The sequence below is a fragment of the Kribbella pittospori genome (genome assembly GCF_004331465.1).
Taxonomy (GTDB): domain Bacteria; phylum Actinomycetota; class Actinomycetes; order Propionibacteriales; family Kribbellaceae; genus Kribbella; species Kribbella pittospori.
The window spans coordinates 98007-115784 of record NZ_SJKB01000016.1; the positions used below are offsets into that span (position 1 = coordinate 98007).

Here is a 17778-nt window from a genome sequence, read left to right on the forward strand (position 1 = left end):
AACGCCGGGATCAAGCGGGCCGCATGAGGTCGCGGTCGGCGTTCCACCTCAACCGCCAGGGGAGGGCGGCGCATGTCTTCCTGATCCCGTGGCAGCTGGGTTTCCTGCTGATCACCGCGGTGCCGTTGTTCGCGTCGCTCTATCTGGCGTTCACGAACTACGACATCCTGAACCCGCCGGAGTGGACCGGGCTGGAGAACTTCCAGCGGATGATCCACGACGACCAGTTCTGGGCGTCGGTGAAGGTGACCCTGATCTACGTCGTGGTGTCGGTGCCGCTGCAACTCGGCTTCGCGTTGCTGCTGGCACTGATCCTCGACCGCGGGCTGAGCGGACTCGCGTTCTACCGCAGCGCGTTCTACCTGCCCTCGCTGCTGGGCTCGAGCGTCGCGATCGCGATCCTGTGGCGGGAGATCTTCGGCGACGACGGACTGATCAACAAGGGTCTGGCGCTGATCGGGATCCACGGCGAGAGCTGGCTGCAGAATCCAAGGACCGCCCTGGCCACGTTGATCGTGCTCAACGTCTGGACGTTCGGTTCGCCGATGGTGATCTTCCTGGCCGGCCTGCGGCAGATCCCGGACGAGCTGTACGAGGCGGCGAAGGTCGACGGTGCTGGAGTGTGGCGGCAGTTCACCCACGTGACTGTCCCGCTGCTCACACCGATCATCTTCTTCAATCTGATATTGCAGACAATCGGCGCATTCCAGACCTTCACCCAGGCGCACATCATCAGCGGTGGCACCGGCGGTCCGGCCAACTCGACGCTGTTCTACACGCTGTACGTGTACCAGCAGGGATTCGTTGCCTTCGACATGGGCTACGCGTCCGCGCTCGCGTGGGTGCTGATGGTGGCGATCGCCGTGGTCACCGCACTGCACTTCCTGGTCTCGAAGTACTGGGTCTTCTACGGAGACAGCTGATGGCGACTCTGACCGCAGGTGAGGTGATCAGCAGCCCGGCACCGGTCCGGCAGGGCCGGTTCCGGTCCGTCCTCAAGCACACCGGGCTGCTGGTCTTCGTGGCGTTCATGATCTATCCGCTGGTGTGGATGGTGGTGAGCGCGTTCAAACCGCCCGAGCAGATCCTGACCGAGCCGGGCATCATCCCGTCCGACCTGACGTTCGAGAACTTCAAGGCAGGCTGGCATGCGCTGAACCGGCCGTTCTCGGTGTTCTTCGTCAACTCGCTGATCGTCACCCTCGGCTCGATTGCCGGCAATCTGTTCTCCTGCTCGTTGACGGCGTACGCGCTGGCCCGGCTGCAGTTCCGGATGCGGAAGGTGTACTTCGCGATCACACTGGCCTCGGTGATGCTGCCGTTCCACGTGCTGGTGATCCCGCAGTACATCTTCTTCTCCCAGCTCGACCTGGTGAACACCTACTGGCCGCTGCTGATCCCGAAGTTCCTGGCCACCGACGCCTTCTTCGTCTTCCTGATGGTGCAGTTCATCCGGACCCTGCCACGCGAGCTCGACCGGGCCGCCTGGATCGACGGCGCCGGCCCGTTCCTGACCTTCTGGTACGTCGTCCTGCCGCTGATGCGGCCGGCGCTGGTGACCACCACGATCTTCACGTTCATCTGGACGTGGAACGATTTCTTCGTACCGTTGATCTACCTGACCAGGACGCAGGTGTTCACCGTGCCGGTGGCGCTGAACTCCATGGTCGATTCCGAGACCCAGAGTGGGGTGGGCATGCTGTTCGCGATGTCGTTGCTGTCGCTGGTTCCGATCCTGATCTTCTTCGTGGTCGCGCAGAAGTACCTGATCCGCGGGATCGCCACGACGGGGCTGAAGTGATGAGGATCGTTGTGGTGGGCAAAGAGTCGCCGGTGTACGTCGAGGCGGCCGCCGGCGCCGAGTTGCGTTTCGTCGACTCCCTCGACGATGCGTCGGACCTGTTCGGTGAGATGGAGGCCGTGATCGGCCGGGTGCCGCCGCCGGTGCTGGCGAAGGCGCCGAAGCTGCGGTGGGTGCACAGTCCGTCGGCCGGTGTCGACGCCGACCTGACGCCGGAGATGCTGGCGTCCCCGGTGGTGCTGACGTCGAGTGCGGGCAACGGCGGCATCTCGCTGGCCGAACATTCGCTGCTGCTGATGCTCATGCTGAACCGCGACGTGCCGCGCTGGATGCGCGCCCAGGCGGAGCACCGCTGGGACCACTTCCTGCACAGTGAGTTGGCCGGTCTGACGGTCGGGATCTACGGCCTCGGCAACTCCGGGATCGACCTCGCGCTGAAGGCGAAGGCCTTCCACATGCGAGTTCTCGGCGTACGTCGGCGCCCTGAGCAACCATCGCCGAACGTCGACGAGTTGTGCTCACTCGACCGGTTGCTGGCCGAATCGGACTTCGTCGTGGTCACCGCACCCCGGACGCCCTCGACGGCAGGGGTGTTCGACCGGGACGCGTTCGCGCGGATGAAGCCGTCCGCGTACTTCATCTGCATCTCGCGCGGTGGGATCGCGGACGACGACGCGTTGCTGGAGGCGTTGCGGACCGGGCAGATCGCGGGGGCCGGGCTGGATGCACACGGCGTCGAACCGTTGCCGCCGGAGAGCCCGTTCTGGTCGTTGCCCAACGTCATCGTCACGCCACACAACGGAGCCACCAGCACCGGTACGAGGCGCCGCAGCCAGGAGATCGTGGCCGAGAATCTGCGTCGTTTCGTGGCCGGCGAGCCGCTGCACAACATCGTCGACAAGTCCGCCGGATATTAGTGCCACGCCCGTACACTTGCCTGACCAGTTGGATTCCACAGGGGGTGCAGTGAGTACCGAAGCGCGCCTGGAGCTCGGGCCGTCCTCGCTGACCGATGCGCTGTACGAGTCGGTTCGCAAGCGGATCGTGAACGGCGAGATCCCGCAGGGCGAGAAGCTCACCGAGGTCCGGCTGGCCACCGAGTACAACGTGGCCCGGCCGACCGCGAAGGCCGCGCTGGAGCGACTCACTGCACTCGGCCTGCTCCGGCGTACGGCGCACAAGACGGCTGTCGTCCCGGTGCTCGACCAGGCCGAGATCCGGGATCTGTTCTTCAGCCGGATGACGATCGAGAAGGCGGCGGTGTCCGCGCTGGCCGTGACCGGTGAGGTGCCGGCCGACGCGGCCCGCGCGCAGGTGGCGATCGAGTACGCCGCTCGCGACCGTCTCTTCGAGAACCAGGTCGAGGCGGACATCGCGTTCCACACCGCTTTGGTCGCCGCGGTCGGGAGCCGGCGGTTGTCCCGGATGCACGAGCTGATCATCGGCGAGGTGCACCTGACGATGGGCCAGTACCAGGCCCACCGGAAGGCTGCGCCGACCACGGTCGCCGAGGAGCATGCCGCCATCCTCAAGGCGATCGAGGATGGCAATCCCGACGCTGCCGCCGACCACCTTGCGTACCACCTCGAGCAGGCCCAGGGCCGGCTGCTCACCACCCTGCAGCAGGCGTCAGACGAGGTCGTGCCGCAGTAGGACGGTGCGACCGTCGAACGCGCGGGTCTCGGCCAGGCGCAGGGTACGGCGGTCGGTCGGGTGGTAGACGGGCTTGCCGCCGCCGAGGATCACCGGGTGCACGATCACGTGGTACTCGTCGACGAGACCAAGCTCGGTCAACGCGGCGGCGACACTCGAGCTACCAGTGATCAGGATGTCCTTGCCCGGCTGGTCCTTGATCGCCCTGATCTCCTCGGCGGTCCGGACGATCCGGGTGTCCCAGTCCGCGCTCTCCAGCGTGGTCGACAACACGACCTTGGGCGTCGTACGCCAAACCGGCGCGAACGCGACCGCGTGCTCGTCCGGGTTCATCGACTCGGCGTTCGGCCAGTACGACGACATCAGCTCCCAGACCTTGCGTCCGTACAGGAAGGTATCGGACCGCTCCGTCAGCCCCATCGAGTACTCGCCCAGCTCCGGACCGAGCTCGGCCCAGTCGAACTCGCCGTTCGGCCCCTCGATGAACCCGTCCAGCGACTGGTGCACGTAGTACATGATCTTCCGCATGATGTCCTCCAGGTTTGATTGCTGTTACGAACCCTGGTCGGACCCATCCGAGCGACTTTGACAATCCCGGGCACGAGCAGCTTGGCGCGCGACCGCAAGTTCCCGAGGGATTGACGAATTTCGGCCGGGCAGGCAGGCTCGGGTCGAACGGGCGGGTCTGGGGGAGGGCCGGCTGCCCGTCGGGGGTTCAGACGCTCTCTGGGGTGAGGTTTCGCGCAACGCTCGACGGTGACGACCGGTCTGTGCGGCGCCGTGCTGTTCACGCGCGCCGCTCCGCGACACAGCGACGGGCCGGGGAGCCGAGATGGGCACGATCGACAACTTGAGGGAACGCACCAGAGGGCAGGTCCTCACGGGAGGTGACGAGGGGTACGACGAGGCGCGCCGGGTGCGCAACGGCATGCACGACAAGCATCCGAGGGTCATCGTGCGGTGTGAGAACGCCGGCGACGTGATGGCCGCGATCGACTTCGCACGCACGAACGAGCTGGACCTTGCGATCCGAGGCGGAGGGCACAGCGTCCCCGGCTTCGGCACCGTCGAGGACGGCGTGGTCATCGACCTCAGCGTCATGCGCGGGGTGCGGGTGGATCCGGCGACCCGGACGGCCCGGGCAGGCGGCGGCGCCACGTGGGGTGATCTCAACGACGCGACGCACGCCTTCGGGCTCGCGGTCACCGGCGGTGTCGTGTCCACGACCGGTATCGGCGGACTGACCCTCGGCGGTGGAATCGGGTACCTCGCCCGCGGACTCGGGTTGTCCTGCGACAACCTGATCTCGGCCGACGTGGTGACGGCGGACGGACAGTTCGTGGTCGCCAGCGAGAAGGACCACGAGGACCTCTTCTGGGCGCTGCGCGGCGGTGGCGGGAACTTCGGTGTGGTCACCGCGCTCGAGTACCGGCTGGCGCCGGTGACGACGGTCTACGGCGGCCCGATGTTCTTCGAGCTGTCGGACGCGACCGCGGTCGTGTCGGGCTTCCGCGACATGATCGGGGACGCACCCGAGCAGCTCGGCGGGTTCCCGGGATTCCAGATCGCCCCGCCGCTGCCGTTCATCCCAGAGGACCGGCACGGCGACCACTTCGCGCTGATCGTGGGGTGCTGGGCCGGTGATCCGGACCGTGGCGAGGAGGAGATCTCGCGGTTCCGCGAGTTCGCGCCGGTGGTTGCCGAACACGTCGGGGCGATGCCGTACCCGGCGCTCAACAGCGCTTTCGACGCGCTCTACCCGATGGGTCTGCAGCACTACTGGAAGGCGAGCTTCGTCCGCGAGCTGACCGACGAGGCGATCCAGACGCACCTGCGCCACGCACCCAAACTGCCGTCGGTGCACTCGACCGTCCACATCTATCCGATCGACGGCGCCGTACACCGGGTGACTCCGGACGGCACCGCGTTCGCCTACCGGGACGCCAACTTCGCGACGGTGATCGCGGGGATGTGGCCGGACGCGGCGGACAACGAGGCGAACATCGACTGGGTGAAGTCGTACTACGACGACATCGCACCGCACTCCGAGCCGGGCGGCTACATCAACTTCATGGCCGACGACGACCAGGGCCGGATCCGCGACAACTACAAGCAGAACTACGACCGCCTGGTCGAGGTCAAGCGCAAGTACGACCCGGGCAACCTGTTCCACCTCAACCAGAACATCGTGCCCTAGGCAACAAACGGCCGGCGCCGTACGACGGTTCGTCGTACGGCGCCGGCCTGGTTCGCTCAGAGGGTGAGCAGCCGCTGGAAGAAGGCGCGGTACTTCTGCAGCGCCGAGCGCAGGTCCTCGGTCGACGGCTCGCCGTCGGACCACTGCTTCTCCAGGCCCTGGTGCTGGCGTTCGAAGGACTCCGACAGGCGCTTGAGTACGTCGTCGACGAGGTTGTCCGCCTCGCTCACCGCCTTGCGCGGATCGTCGACGAAGCCCTGCTGGATGACGTCCCACCGGCTCCGGTAGTCGACCATCAGGTCCGAGGCCAGCAACGGCTCGTCGGCCGTCGGCGCGTCCACGGCCGGTTCACGGCTTGCCGTCGTACGGGCGTCGTCGCCGGTCATCAGGCGATCGTCATCAGTCGTGCCGGTCATCAGGCGATCGTCATCGACCGTGGCGTCCATGCGACGGTCGTCCATCGGCTCGCTCATCCGGCGGTCGTCGGTCGGCTCTCCGATCAGGCGATCGTCATCGGTCCCGTCCATCCGTCGCTCGCTGATCGGCTCGCCGATGAGGCGGTGGTCGTTGGCCGGGTCGCCCATGGTGCGGTCGTCGTCGGTCGGGTCGTTCGTGCGGCGGTCGTCGTGCATGGTCATGCTTGCTCCTTGGCGTCGGTCGGTTGCACGCGCCGGCCTGCGGTCGCGTCGTCGCTGTCGGCCAGCAGGGCCTCGACCAGCGAGCGGTAGGAGGTGACGGCCTGGCGGAGTTGTTCCGTGTCGGCCTCGCCGCGCTCCTGCGCGACGGCGATCCGGTGGGCGTCGCGATAGTGCGCCGCGACCTCCGGATGTTCCACCGAGATGTCGTTCACGCGCTGGTCGAACGCGTCGACCGGGTAGCCGGACTCGCGCATCATCCGCAGTACCAGCTGATCGGCGTCGGCGACCGCGGCCGCCGGCCGGTCCACGAAGCTGTGCTGAACCTGGGTCCACTCGACCCGGTAGGCCTCGGCGGACTCGTGGCTCAGCGGCGTGATGTCGAGCTGCGAGACCCGGCGTTCACGCCCGCGCAGTTCGCGTTCGGCGCTGCGCCGGTCACCCGATTCCTCCACACTGCGCTCGTACTCCGGCCCGAACCGCTCACGCAGTTGGCCGGAACGTCTGCGCTGGTAGGCGAACAACAGCGCAGCCGCCGCGAGTACGACGACGACTATCACCACGATTGTCAGGACGGTACCCATCAGACCTCCAGTCCGATTCGACAGTGCGGACCTGCGATCTGGCGCGACCGATCGCGAGGACCTGCAGCAGGCGGTCCCCAGCGCCGCCTCACATCCCCGAGGCCGAACCGGTACCCATGAAGTGCGCACACAAGCATCCAGCCGGCCCACCGTGTGCGGGTGGCCGGCTGGATGCGAGTGGAGCGGTCAGGCCTTCGGCGCCAGCTTGTGCACGACGATGCCGGACTTGAAGGTGGTGGTGCCGAGCAGGTCGAGGTGGGTGACGTCCACGCCCTGACCCTGGAACATGGTCTCGCCGTCGGCCACCACCGGGAAGATCCAGAAGTGGTACTCGTCGACCAGCTTGTGCTCCAGCAGCGTCTTCGAGAAGGAGCCGGTGCCGAACTTGATCAGGTTCCCGCCCTCGGTCTGCTTGAGCCGGGCCACCGCCTCGGCGGCGTCCCCCTCGAGTAGCTGGGCGTTCCAGGTCGTCTCCTTCAGCGTGCGGCTGGCGACGTACTTCGGCATCGCGTTGAACGCGTCGGTGTACGGGTCACCGCTGCGCTGCGACCAGGCCTCGGCGAACGCCTCGTAGGTGGCGCGGCCGAGCACTTGAGCGTCGACGCCGTCCATCAGGGCCACGGAGTAGGCGGAGTGCTCGTCGTCCCAGTACGGCGTACTCCAGTTCTGCGGGTTGTCGATCGCGCCGTTCAGGGTCATGAAGGTGGATTCGATCAGCTTCCTCATGGGTCTTTCCCTTTCTTACTGTTGGTAAGGACGCTTCAAGCGCGCGTCCCGGAGCGCTTCGGCCCACCAGACGAGCTGGTCGAGCATGATCTTGGCGCCGGCTTCGTAGCCGGCGGTAGGCCGGGGCCAGTCACCGTCGGCGGTGAACTGCTCCCAGTAGCAGGGCAGGGCAACGGTGTTGCGGATGGTGACGGCCTGGAGCTCGGTGAAGACCTGCCGCAGTTGCGCGGTGGCGCACCGGCCGCCGGACTCCCGGCCGTAGCTGACGATCGCGACCGGTTTGGCGTGCCACTCTTCGTAGTACCAGTCCAGTGCGGTCTTCAGCGGTGCCGGAAAGCTGCAGTTGATCTCCGGAGTCACCACCGCGAACGCGTCCGCGGCGGCCAGCCTTGGTGCGAGTACGGCGACCTCGGACGGCGTCTCGTCGTCGGTGTCGGGCAGTGTCGCCGGCAGAGCGGCGGTGGCCAGGTCGACCAGGTCGACCTCGAACTGCTTGGCTGCCTGCCGGGCCAGCCAGTGGGCGACGGTCGGTCCGAAGCGGCCGTTGCGGGTGCTGCCGATGATCACTGCCAGTCGCATTGTTCTGCCTCCTTTCCGGTGCTTCAGACTCTGCCGGATCGCGTTTACGGTTTCTTTCCGGTCACTGCCGGCCGGGTCGGAAAGATAGGGTGCGGCCATGCGCTTCGGGGTGCTCGGACCGGTCACCGCCTGGACGGACGCGGGGGAGCCCGTCACCATCCCAGGTCTGAAGGTGCGCGCCCTGCTGGCCGACCTGCTCGTCCACGACGGCCGCCCGGTCCCGGCCGACCGGCTGATCGACGACCTGTGGGGTTCGGATCTGCCCGGCAACCCGTCCGGCACGCTGTCCGCCAAGGTGTCGCAGCTCCGCCGCGCCTTCGAGGACGCGGAGCCCGGCAGCCGGGTCCTGGTCAAGTCCGGTCCGGCCGGCTACTCGATCACCGTCGACAGCTCGACGTACGACGCCTTGACGTTCGCTGAGCGAGTCGACGCTGGCCGGCTCGACGAGGCGCTGTCACTGTGGCGCGGTCCGGCGTACGCCGACTTTGCCGACGAGGCCTTCGTGGAGACGGCTGTCGCGCGGCTGACCGAGCAGCGGTTGGCAGCGCTCGAGCGGGCTGACGTGCCGGTGAGCGAGCTGTCCGTGCTGGTTGCGGAGCATCCGCTGCGTGAGGGCTTACGGGCCGCGCACATGCGGGCGCTGTATCGAGCCGGGCGCCAGAGTGAGGCACTGGAGAGCTACGAGCACTTGCGACAACTGCTGTTGGACGAGCTGGGATTGGACCCGAGTCCTGAGTTGGTTGCTCTGCAGCAGTCGATCCTGACGCAGGACCTGCCGAACGCGCGGACCAACCTGCCGGCGCAGCTGACCGAGCTGGTCGGACGTTCGGAGGCGCTGGCGGAGGTGAGCTCGGGCCTGCAGTCTTCGCGGCTGGTGACGCTGACTGGGCCCGGGGGAGTCGGCAAGACGCGGCTGGCGCTGGCGGCTGCCGCATCGGTGGCGGACCGGTTCCCAGATGGCGTCGTACTGGTTGAGCTGGCGGCTGTGACGCCTGCAGCTCGCTCGGTGCGGAACGCACTGACGGACGCCGTGCAGGCGGCTCTGGATCTGCGGGACAGCGCCGGTCCTGCTGACGCTGTGGTTGAGCGGCTGGCGGCTGTGATGGGGACGCGGCTTCTGGTGCTGGACAACTGCGAGCAGGTCGTTGCTGAGGTTGCCGACCTGACTGATCGCCTGTTGGCGGCCGCGCCCGGTCTGCGCGTGCTGGCGACCAGTCGTGAGCCACTCGGTCTGGCCGGTGAGGTGGTTTGGACTGTGCCGCCGCTGGAGGTGCCTTCGCCTGCGCTCGGGTTCGAGGCGGTGGGTGAGTGCAGTGCGGTGCAGTTGTTCGTCACTCGCGCGGCTGCAGCGTCTCGTGACTTCACGTTGTCCGCAGAGACCGTTGCCGACGTGTCCGTGCTGTGCCGGCGGCTGGACGGGATCCCGCTGGCGCTGGAGCTCGCAGCGACCCGGGTCCGCGCGCTCGGCGTTCGTGGACTGGTGGCGCGGCTCGACGACCGCTTCCGGCTGCTTGCGACCGGGCACCGCGGTGCTGCGCCGCGTCAGCAGACGCTGCTCGCGATGATCGACTGGAGTTGGGAGCTGCTCGATCCGGAGGAACAGTCCGTCCTGCGGCAGCTCGCCGTACACGCTGATGGATGTACGGCGGAGGCTGCGGCGGCGGTGTGCGGAGAGGCCGACGTACTGGATGTGTTGATCCGTCTCGTGGACCGGTCGCTCGTCGTACCGGTCCATGGGGTGGAGGGGCCGCGGTACCGGTTGCTGGAGTCGGTGGCGGAGTACTGCGTGGAGAAGCTGCGTGCCGCGGGTGAGCTGGAGGCGGTACAGCAGCGACACCTGGACTACTACGTCGAGCTGGCGGAGTCGGCTCGTCCGCATCTGTACGGCGGGGAGCAGAGCCGGTGGTTGCAGTTGCTGGACGAGGACACTGCCAATCTGCGGACCGCACTGGACCGGGCAGTGGCTATCGGGCGGCTGGATCTGGGTGAGCGGTTGGTGGATGCGCTGGCCTGGTACTGGTTCCTGCGTGGGCGGCTGGCCGAGGCGCAGCGGTCGCTGGAGGCGGTCCCGGGATCTCCTCGGGTCGAGGCGTGGCGGGTCGGGTTCCTGTATCTGCAGGGTGACCCGCGAGCGCCGGGCGAGCGAGACCGGTGGCTGGAGACGGCCGACGCACGTGGGCAGTGGTGGATCGCCCACACTGGAAGCGATGTGGGTGATCTGGCGACCCCTCTGGCGTTGCTGGAACGGTCTTTGAAGAGTTTTGAAGCGGACGGCGACCAGTGGGGTGTGGCGGCCGCGCTGGCGTCCCGGTCCAAGCACTCACACGTGCGGTCCGATCTGGCGGCAATGCACGCGGATGCTTCAGAGAGTGCTCGCATCTTCCGGTCATTGGGGGATCGGTGGGGCATGCTGCAGGCGTTGAGTTGGCTCGGTGCGCGTGCGGAGCGCGCGGGAGACTTCGCTGAGGCGGAACGCCTGCAACTCGAGGGCCTCCAGTTGGCCGAGGAACTCGGGCTCTGGCCCGAGGTCGCCTCGGCCTTGGGTGGTCTCGGCTGGACGTCGATACGACAAGCTCGCTACGACGACGCGCGGTCGCAAGGTGAGCGCGCGTTGCGGCTCGCCACAGAGCAAGGACAGCGGGCAGCGCAGGCACTGGCCGAGATCGTGCTCGGCTTCGCCGCCCGGCGCAGTGGCGACCTCGACGAGGCCGAGCGGTGGCTGCGGTCGCTGGTCGACGCGGCCCGCGGGCAGAACGAGCCGGTGCTCTACCTGTCGATGGTCCTCGAGGAGCTGGGCTTTCTCCTCGAGCTCCGCGGCGAGTACGCCGAGGCGCTGGAGTCGCACAAGGAGGCCTTCCGGATCTCCGAGGAGTACGACTCGCTCCGCAGCATGTGCTGGGCGTTGGAGGGCATCGCTGCCTGTCTCCCCGACCGGACAGTCGCTGCCAAGCTGCTCGGTTCCGCCGCCGCGACCCGGGCCACCGATCCGCAACTGGCGGCCACGGTCGACCTCACGGACCTGGAACGGGCCATCGAAACCGTCCGCTCTGCCTTGGGCGACGCCGCCTACGCAGAGGCCTACGCGGCCGGTGCCGCCTTCACACCCCAGGACGCGTTCCACCTCCTCTAATCCAGTTGGCCACCAGATGTTCTGTGGTTGAGATTATTTGCCCAGCGAAGTAGTTTTGCTGTCGACGAACCATCCCGACAGGCAAGGTGAACCATGGACTACGGCCACGAGCTGGTCTTCGGCACGTTCCTGACCCCGACGGTCGACAATCCCGGGCGCGTGATCGCGCTCGCCCAGCTGACCGAGCAGGTCGGCCTCGATCTGGTCAGCTTCCAGGACCACCCGTACCAGCCGCGTCTGATGGACGCATGGACCCTGCTGTCCGTGGTCGCCGCGCAGACCCAGCGCGTGAAGGTCACGACGAACGTCGCCAACCTGCCGCTGCGCCACCCGGTCGTCCTGGCCCGCAGCGTCGCCACCCTCGACCTGATCACCGGCGGCCGCGTCGAGCTGGGTCTCGGCGCCGGCGGTTTCCTTGACGCCGTGGCCGCGAACGCCGGCCCGCGCCTGACCACCGGCCAGAGCATCGCCGCGCTGGAGGAGGCCATCGCGATCATGCGCGAGGTGTGGACTCCGACCGGCGGCGGCATCCGGTTGCCCGGCAAGCACTACCCGGTCGCCGGCGCCAAGCGCGGCCCGCAGCCCGCGCACGACGTGGAGATCTGGCTGGGTGCGTACAAGCCGCGCATGCTCGCCGTCACCGGCCGGCTCGCCGATGGCTGGCTGCCAACCAGTGCGTACGCCGGGCCCGACGAACTGGCCGCGATGAACAAGATCATCGACGAGGCCGCCGTGGATGCCGGTCGCGATCCTGCTGCGGTACGGCGTCTGTACAACCTGTCCGGTCGGTTCGAGGGCAACGGTGGATTCCTGCAGGGACCGGAGGAGCTGTGGATCGACCAGCTCACCGACCTGACACTTGGCGAGGGGATGAGCACTTACATCCTCGGCTCCGACGACCCCGATGACATCCGCCGGTTCGCCGAGGTGGCCGCCGGCGTCCGCGAGTCCGTCGAAGCCGCACGCTCAACCGGCCAGCGCGTTGAGGCTGTTGCTACTCCGGTGCGGACCGACGGGTTCAGTGTCGTACCGACTCCACCTCCCGCCGTACGACGGAGCGCCGTACAACTGCTGGACGAGTCGGAGCGACCGACCGGTCCGGCGCTTGATCCGTCACGGACGTATACGCCGTATCAGCTCTCGTCCGGTCAGCATCTGATCGAGGTGCACGATCATCTGCGGGCTGAGCTGGAGCAGATTCGCGACCTGGTCGAGCAGGTCGCGGCCGGGTCGCTCGGCGTCGGGCAGGCGCGGTCGCACATCAACACGATGACGATGCGGCAGAACAACTGGACGCTCGGCACGTACTGCGAGTCCTACTGCCGGCTCGTCACCACGCATCACTCGATCGAGGACGCTTCTTTGTTCCCGCACCTGCGCCGGGCCGACCCGGAGCTCGCGCCGGTCGTGGATCGCTTGCAGGAGGAACACCGCATCATCCACGACGTCCTCGAGGGCGTCGACAAGGCGCTCGTCGCTCTGGTCGACGGCTCCGGCGACCTCGACGGTCTGCGGGCGGCAGTCGATCTCCTGGACGACACGCTGCTCTCACACTTGTCCTACGAAGAGCGTGAGCTGGTCGAGCCGCTGGCACGGCTCGGCGTGATGTGAGGTCGTTACTTCGCCTCGCCGAGCAGTGAGGCGAGGATGTCGAGCAGGCGGAGGGTCGGGGCTTCGCCGAGCAGGCGCGCGGCCGAGGTGGCGGGCTCGGCGATCAGCCGGACCTGGAGGAGCTTGAAGTCGCGGATGTTGGCCGGGTTGACCAGGTCGCGGTGGACGGCCGACAGGAACTCGGCGCCGGCGGCGGCGTTCGTGTACGTCATCCGGATGAAGCTGTCGCTGACGGGGTAGAGGAACGGCCGTTTCAGGTGCAGCAGCTTCGACTTCTTCGCCTGGCCGAAACCACGGTGGCCGGAGAACTTCTCGTCCAGCGCCATCGCCGCCTCGAACAGGTCACTGCCCGGCGCCGCGTCCTCGAGCCGCGCGTCGACCGGGATCGCGGCGAACTCCTTCTCCGCCTCGACCTCCAGCAGCCACGGGATGTCCTGCGCCCGCAGGTCCGCGCCGATCACCATCGTCCGCCCCAGGTCCGACAGCGTCACCTGGTTCGGTTCGGCGCCACCGACCAGCGTCATTCCCGGCAGACCGTCGTAGTACCGCAGTACGGCGCCGTTCGTTTCGGCGTACAGCCGTAACTGGGCGATCGCCTCGTCGACGACGATCTTCCGAGTACCGATGTTCATGAGCCACACCCTCACACTCTTGGTGGCAGACCCGCCAGCGGGCGGACCATCATCCGAACGAATCCTCACTCCGTTTCCGCAGATCGTAGGCGACCCCGCGCTCACCCACACCCCAGGGTCACTTCCCGTGATCCACAGCCGGTAATCATCGGCTCGCCGGAGGCTCCGTCTCCATCGACTCTCAGTCGCAAAAGCTCAACTGCGCGTGGCGGGAATGCCTTGTGGGACGTGGCTGCCGAGGTAGGCGCCGAGGACGGGCCAGGGGGTGGTGAAGAGGAGGAAGAAGAAGGTGAGGCCGCCCAGTGCGTCCTGTACTGCGGCTTGGGCGTTGGGGATGCCGGAGGCGGGGGAGTCGCCGTCCAGGATCCAGACGCCGGCTTCGTCGTACCAGCGGATGGATTCGGGGATGGCGACGGTGAGGATGGCCAGGAGGGAGGCCAGGAGTACGGCGGCGAGGAGGCCGGTGCGGTCGCCGGCGAGCATCAGTCTTGATGCGGCGAACGTGATGAGTGCGAAGAGGATTGCTGACGCGGCACCGACCAGCAGCGGTCCGCGACCCCAGCCGGTGCGTACGGCGGCCTAGGCGCAGCCGAAGGCGAAGTGGCGGCGTTCTCCTGGATCATCGATGCTGGCGAGCTCGGCGCGCATGGCACTGCCCAGTCTGCGCTCGCGCCGTGCCGTCCGGCCCGTCGACCAGGAGGTGAGGCGGGCGGGCAGATCTGGGCCGGTCGCCGCTCGGAATGAGTGGTAGGCGATCGCGGCTGCAGCTAGAGGCCACGGGGTTAGCAGGACCGCCACAGCCGCCAAACATCGTCAGGCACCTGCTGCTTGCGGCTTTGGTGTGCGGCCGGGCTTTGCGGCTTCGCGTCGGAGGGCCGCGACGTACTGCGCGCCGTCCGCTGACAGCCGATACAGGTGACGCGCCGGGCGTCCGAGTGGCGGGTCGTCTTCCCAGCGCGCATCAAGGTGCCCACGAGCGGCGAGCCGGATCAGGATCGGATACACCGTGCCCGCCTTCAGTCCGGTCGCCCGGCACAACTCATACCCATGCACCCACGCCGCCGGCTCTTCCGCCAGCACCCACAACACCGCCAACGTCTGCCCCGAAGGCCGCCGAATCCGCCCCACCTTCCCAATGTCTACCTATATAGACTTAACTGTCAATTGACGCCGCGATCCGAGTGGCGAGCGCTGGCTCCAGGGGGTACGGACGTTCCTCAGGGAGCTCGGATTGGGCTTCGCTCGACGTCTGCTGATGGATGCGGTGCATGACTGGGGTGACGTCCTCGATGGCTGTGATCCAGTCATGCACGTAGTGCTGTACGGCGTCATGGGACAGACCGATCTGGATGGAGCGGATGGTGGGTTGGGGCCTTAGGTCGAGGGTCTGCTCCGGGTCCCACTGGATCCGGACGGGAGAGGTGGCGAGGGTTGTGCGCCTAGCGGTACGCCATCCACAGGAAGGACGGCTTGATCCAGGTCATGCGGGTGCGGCTGAAGGGTGGGACGAAGGTGCCGGCGGCTAGGGCGGGGTCGGCGATTTCGGGTGGGTAGGCCTGGTAGACGGCGATGGTGGTGTCGTCGTAGAGCGCGCGGATCTGGCGGTACCTGACTGCAGATCCTATGGACTTGAGGGTTGTTGTGGTGGGCAACGGGTTGTAAATGGGTTGAGGGCGGGGGCGGGGGTGCCCATGATGGGCGCATGACTACGACGACTGTGGGTGTGTTGCTGTTGAACTTGGGGGCCGGATCGGGCGCTCGGGTCCAGCAGCAGGCCGGTCGTTGGGAAGGATCCAGCTTCGGTCAGTCGTGACCGCGGCGTTGGTCGCCGGGCTGTTGGCCGGGTATGGCATCGCCATGCCGGTCGGGCCTGTGGGGACCTATCTTGTCGCGCTGAGTGCGCGGAGTTCGTTGCGAGTCGGGGCCTGTGCTGCGTTGGGGATCGCGTCGGCTGACGGCATCTACGCGCTGGTCGCCGCGGTCGCAGGGTCCGCGTTGGCGCCGCTACTCGTGCCGATCGTGATGCCGTTGCGCTGGGTCTCTCTCGTGGTCCTGCTGGGTCTCGCCGCGATGGGAGCCATCAGGGCGGTACGCCGGTACCGCGCGCACCGGCTGACCGGGATCACCCAGGAGATGCCAGTGGCCGGACGTACGGCGTACTTCGGGCTGCTCGGTATGACGCTGCTCAGTCCGATGACGGTGATCTACTTCGCAGCCTTGGTCCTCGGCGGATCCGGTTCGTCCGATCCAACCGTGGTCGAACGCGTCATCTTCGTACTGGCCGCGTTCATCGCCTCCGCTTCCTGGCAACTCCTACTCGCCTCCGGCGGAGCCCTACTAGGCCGCGCCCTCACCGGGCACCTCGGCCGCCTACTAACCGCCCTAGCCTCCACGACCCTCATAGCCGCCCTAGCCATCCGCCTGGTCGCGTAGAGGTCCGGTCTACTGCCAGGTGGCGGCGTCGGGGTTGATGTTGTGGGTGCGGGCGTTGGCGTCGATGGACTGGCGGAACCAGGTGGCTAGGCCGGGATGGATCGCGTTGTAGTGGGCGGCGTAGGCCGGGTCGGACTCGAACATGCGGCCTAGGCAGACCTGCATCTGCCGGGTGAGCGGGAAGTACGACGCGAAGACTTCGCGGTGGCGCTCGACCAGGTGGTTCGCTTCTGGGCTGCCGGGGGTGACGCCGGCGTCGATCGCTTCCGCGAGGGCGCGATCGAGGTCGGCGACGGCGTTGGCGATGGCCTGCCATTCCTCCGGTGTGCGGGAGGCTGAGCGTTCGGCGTACTGCTGCCACTGCCTCGTGTCTCCGTAGCGCTCACGGGCCTGGGCTGGCCAGTCCGGGTTCCAGTGGGGGCCGAGGATCGCGGCCTGCTGCTCGATGGTCAGCAGCAGGCCGCGCTCGTGGGCGTCGATCATCCGATCCAGTCCGGCGCTGAGCTGTTGGAGGCGGGCGATCCGTTCTTCGATCTGGTCGCGCTGCGCGCGCAGGGCGCCGGGTACGTCTGCGGTCGAGTCGTCCAAGATGGTTCGGATCCGGTCCAGGCCGAGGCCGAGCTCGCGGTAGACGACGATGCGCTGCAGACGTTCCAGATCACCAGCGGTGTAGAGCCGGTAGCCGCCGGCCGTACGCAGCGACGGTCGCGCCAGACCGATCTCGTCCCAGTGGTGCAGCGCGCGGACCGTCACGCCCAGCCGAGTCGAGACCTCACCAACGGTCAGACCAGCCGCGTCCGAGACCCGGCTGAGGTTGGCCGCATTCGAGACACGACTGAGGCCGGCCGCGTCCGAGGCACGGCTGAGGTTGGCCGCGTCCAGGGCACAGCTGAGGTCGGCCGCGTCCGGGGCACAGCTGAGGTCGGCCGCGTCCGGGGCACGGCTGAGGTTGGCCGCGTCCAGGGCACAGCTGAGGTCGGCCGCGTCCGGGGCACGGCTGAGGTCGGCGTCAGTCGCATCAGGCATGCCCCTCATTGTCGCCGCCGCCGGTGCCCGGCGGGGTGATTCCGACGGCTGCAAGGTCCCGCGCCTCCTGACTGGCCGGATCGAAGGGCTTCGCCGCGGTGAAAACAACCCGTGCGTTCTCGGGCGTGATCACCGTGATGTCGCGCGTGTTCCAGGGCGTATCCCGTGGCCCATCGACAGAGTCCGGCCGCAACACCCGACAGGCCTCAACAACGGAATCAACCTGACTGAGCACGCACGAGAAACTAACGCTCATCACCGGCCCCCACCCCGGCCCGCTGTCCGCCGACGCCAGCTCCGGCCCGCTGTCCGTTAGTGCCGGCGCGGGCGCGCTGTCCGCTCGAGCCTGACCTGGCACGCTGTCCGGCGCCTGCGGCTGCATGCTCTCCGCTGGGACGAGGAGAACGTCCTGGAAGGCCCAGCGACGCAGGTGCACGATGCTTCCGGGGATGCTGAACAGCTCGATGAACCCGAGCCCACGAACCCAGAAATCCGTCGATGCCGCCAGGTCGCTTGTGGGGATCGTGACGAATGCGGGCATGGCATAGATGCCACGGAACGGCTCCGGCGGAACCGCATCCGGGCCGGCGTCGGGCACAGGACTCATCTCGAACGCGTCGTAGTAGTCGCTCATGCACCCCACCCTCCAGCCTCACGCTACGTGAGGGTCAAGCCAGATTCGCGGATCTCGCCCTACCTCCGGGTCCCGCCTTGTCCCCGGTCCCCGTCCTGTCCCCGGTTCCGCGCCCCGTGCCCGGGTCCGCGCCCGTG

20 protein-coding genes are annotated in these 17778 nt (G+C 67.7%); 8 read left to right on the forward strand and 12 right to left on the reverse strand.

Annotated elements, in window-relative coordinates; translation table 11 throughout:
• Positions 1-23 precede the first annotated feature (23 nt).
• Genes E0H73_RS36705 through E0H73_RS36720 form a run of 4 tightly spaced genes read left to right on the forward strand, consistent with a single transcriptional unit; the run spans position 24 to position 3454 of the window.
• Complete coding sequence (locus E0H73_RS36705; RefSeq protein ID WP_131364335.1) at positions 24-923, forward strand: carbohydrate ABC transporter permease; 900 nt, start codon at positions 24-26, stop codon at positions 921-923.
• Complete coding sequence (locus E0H73_RS36710; RefSeq protein ID WP_131364337.1) at positions 923-1801, forward strand: carbohydrate ABC transporter permease; 879 nt, start codon at positions 923-925, stop codon at positions 1799-1801. The genes E0H73_RS36705 and E0H73_RS36710 overlap by 1 nt, the downstream gene beginning before the upstream one ends.
• Complete coding sequence (locus tag E0H73_RS36715; RefSeq protein WP_131364339.1) at positions 1801-2718, forward strand: D-2-hydroxyacid dehydrogenase; 918 nt, start codon at positions 1801-1803, stop codon at positions 2716-2718. The genes E0H73_RS36710 and E0H73_RS36715 overlap by 1 nt, the downstream gene beginning before the upstream one ends.
• A 49-nt stretch (positions 2719-2767) precedes the next feature.
• Positions 2768-3454 carry a GntR family transcriptional regulator gene (locus E0H73_RS36720; protein ID WP_131364341.1) on the forward strand — a complete coding sequence of 229 codons (687 nt, stop codon included), beginning with the start codon at positions 2768-2770 and terminating at the stop codon, positions 3452-3454.
• On the opposite strand, the gene E0H73_RS36725 is transcribed toward E0H73_RS36720, so the two are convergent.
• Complete coding sequence (locus tag E0H73_RS36725; RefSeq protein ID WP_131364343.1) at positions 3431-3982, reverse strand: dihydrofolate reductase family protein; 552 nt, start codon at positions 3980-3982, stop codon at positions 3431-3433. The two genes, E0H73_RS36720 and E0H73_RS36725, sit on opposite strands and share 24 nt — an antisense overlap.
• A 304-nt stretch (positions 3983-4286) precedes the next feature.
• Between E0H73_RS36725 and E0H73_RS36730 the strand changes: the two genes are divergently transcribed.
• Complete coding sequence (locus tag E0H73_RS36730) at positions 4287-5651, forward strand: FAD-binding oxidoreductase (protein ID WP_131364345.1); 1365 nt, start codon at positions 4287-4289, stop codon at positions 5649-5651.
• A gap of 56 nt (positions 5652-5707) precedes the next feature.
• On the opposite strand, the gene E0H73_RS46700 is transcribed toward E0H73_RS36730, so the two are convergent.
• The 4 genes from E0H73_RS46700 to E0H73_RS36750 all read right to left on the reverse strand — a co-directional run bounded on the left by E0H73_RS46700 (position 5708) and on the right by E0H73_RS36750 (position 8175).
• The gene (locus tag E0H73_RS46700; RefSeq protein WP_202867734.1) at positions 5708-6289 is read right to left on the reverse strand and encodes a hypothetical protein; all 582 of its coding nucleotides are present in this window, start codon (positions 6287-6289) and stop codon (positions 5708-5710) included.
• Positions 6286-6870, reverse strand: coding sequence for a hypothetical protein (locus E0H73_RS36740; RefSeq protein ID WP_131364347.1), 585 nt, complete (start codon positions 6868-6870; stop codon positions 6286-6288). The genes E0H73_RS46700 and E0H73_RS36740 overlap by 4 nt, the downstream gene beginning before the upstream one ends.
• 186 nt (positions 6871-7056) lie before the next feature.
• Complete coding sequence (locus tag E0H73_RS36745) at positions 7057-7596, reverse strand: dihydrofolate reductase family protein (protein ID WP_131364348.1); 540 nt, start codon at positions 7594-7596, stop codon at positions 7057-7059.
• A gap of 15 nt (positions 7597-7611) precedes the next feature.
• The gene (locus E0H73_RS36750) at positions 7612-8175 is read right to left on the reverse strand and encodes an NADPH-dependent FMN reductase (RefSeq protein WP_131364350.1); all 564 of its coding nucleotides are present in this window, start codon (positions 8173-8175) and stop codon (positions 7612-7614) included.
• A gap of 97 nt (positions 8176-8272) precedes the next feature.
• Between E0H73_RS36750 and E0H73_RS36755 the strand changes: the two genes are divergently transcribed.
• Both E0H73_RS36755 and E0H73_RS36760 read left to right on the forward strand, forming a co-directional pair.
• Positions 8273-11305, forward strand: coding sequence for an AfsR/SARP family transcriptional regulator (locus tag E0H73_RS36755; RefSeq protein WP_131364352.1), 3033 nt, complete (start codon positions 8273-8275; stop codon positions 11303-11305).
• A gap of 93 nt (positions 11306-11398) precedes the next feature.
• Positions 11399-12916, forward strand: a complete 1518-nt coding sequence (locus tag E0H73_RS36760) for an LLM class flavin-dependent oxidoreductase (protein WP_131364354.1) — start codon at positions 11399-11401, stop codon at positions 12914-12916.
• Positions 12917-12921: 5 nt separating this feature from the next.
• Here E0H73_RS36760 and E0H73_RS36765 read toward each other — a convergent pair whose 3' ends face one another.
• From E0H73_RS36765 to E0H73_RS48670, 5 genes are all read right to left on the reverse strand, one after another.
• On the reverse strand, positions 12922-13548 hold the full coding sequence (locus tag E0H73_RS36765) for a DUF6308 family protein (protein ID WP_131364356.1): 627 nt from the start codon (positions 13546-13548) through the stop codon (positions 12922-12924).
• A 195-nt stretch (positions 13549-13743) separates the two neighbouring features.
• On the reverse strand, positions 13744-14031 hold the full coding sequence (locus E0H73_RS36770; protein WP_131364358.1) for a hypothetical protein: 288 nt from the start codon (positions 14029-14031) through the stop codon (positions 13744-13746).
• 330 nt (positions 14032-14361) lie between these two features.
• Complete coding sequence (locus tag E0H73_RS36775) at positions 14362-14676, reverse strand: PadR family transcriptional regulator (RefSeq protein ID WP_131364360.1); 315 nt, start codon at positions 14674-14676, stop codon at positions 14362-14364.
• A 25-nt stretch (positions 14677-14701) separates the two neighbouring features.
• Complete coding sequence (locus E0H73_RS48665; protein WP_475009310.1) at positions 14702-14956, reverse strand: DUF4291 family protein; 255 nt, start codon at positions 14954-14956, stop codon at positions 14702-14704.
• Positions 14957-14987: 31 nt separating this feature from the next.
• Positions 14988-15200 (reverse strand): DUF4291 family protein, encoded by a 213-nt coding sequence (locus E0H73_RS48670; RefSeq protein ID WP_475009308.1) that lies wholly within the window; start codon positions 15198-15200, stop codon positions 14988-14990.
• A gap of 157 nt (positions 15201-15357) precedes the next feature.
• Between E0H73_RS48670 and E0H73_RS36785 the strand changes: the two genes are divergently transcribed.
• Positions 15358-15981 (forward strand): LysE family transporter, encoded by a 624-nt coding sequence (locus E0H73_RS36785; RefSeq protein WP_238164508.1) that lies wholly within the window; start codon positions 15358-15360, stop codon positions 15979-15981.
• A gap of 9 nt (positions 15982-15990) precedes the next feature.
• Here the strand turns inward: E0H73_RS36785 and E0H73_RS36790 are convergent, their stop codons facing one another.
• The gene (locus E0H73_RS36790; RefSeq protein ID WP_202867735.1) at positions 15991-17007 is read right to left on the reverse strand and encodes a MerR family transcriptional regulator; all 1017 of its coding nucleotides are present in this window, start codon (positions 17005-17007) and stop codon (positions 15991-15993) included.
• The gene (locus E0H73_RS36795) at positions 17000-17641 is read right to left on the reverse strand and encodes a VOC family protein (RefSeq protein WP_131364362.1); all 642 of its coding nucleotides are present in this window, start codon (positions 17639-17641) and stop codon (positions 17000-17002) included. The genes E0H73_RS36790 and E0H73_RS36795 overlap by 8 nt, the downstream gene beginning before the upstream one ends.
• Positions 17642-17778 lie beyond the last annotated feature (137 nt).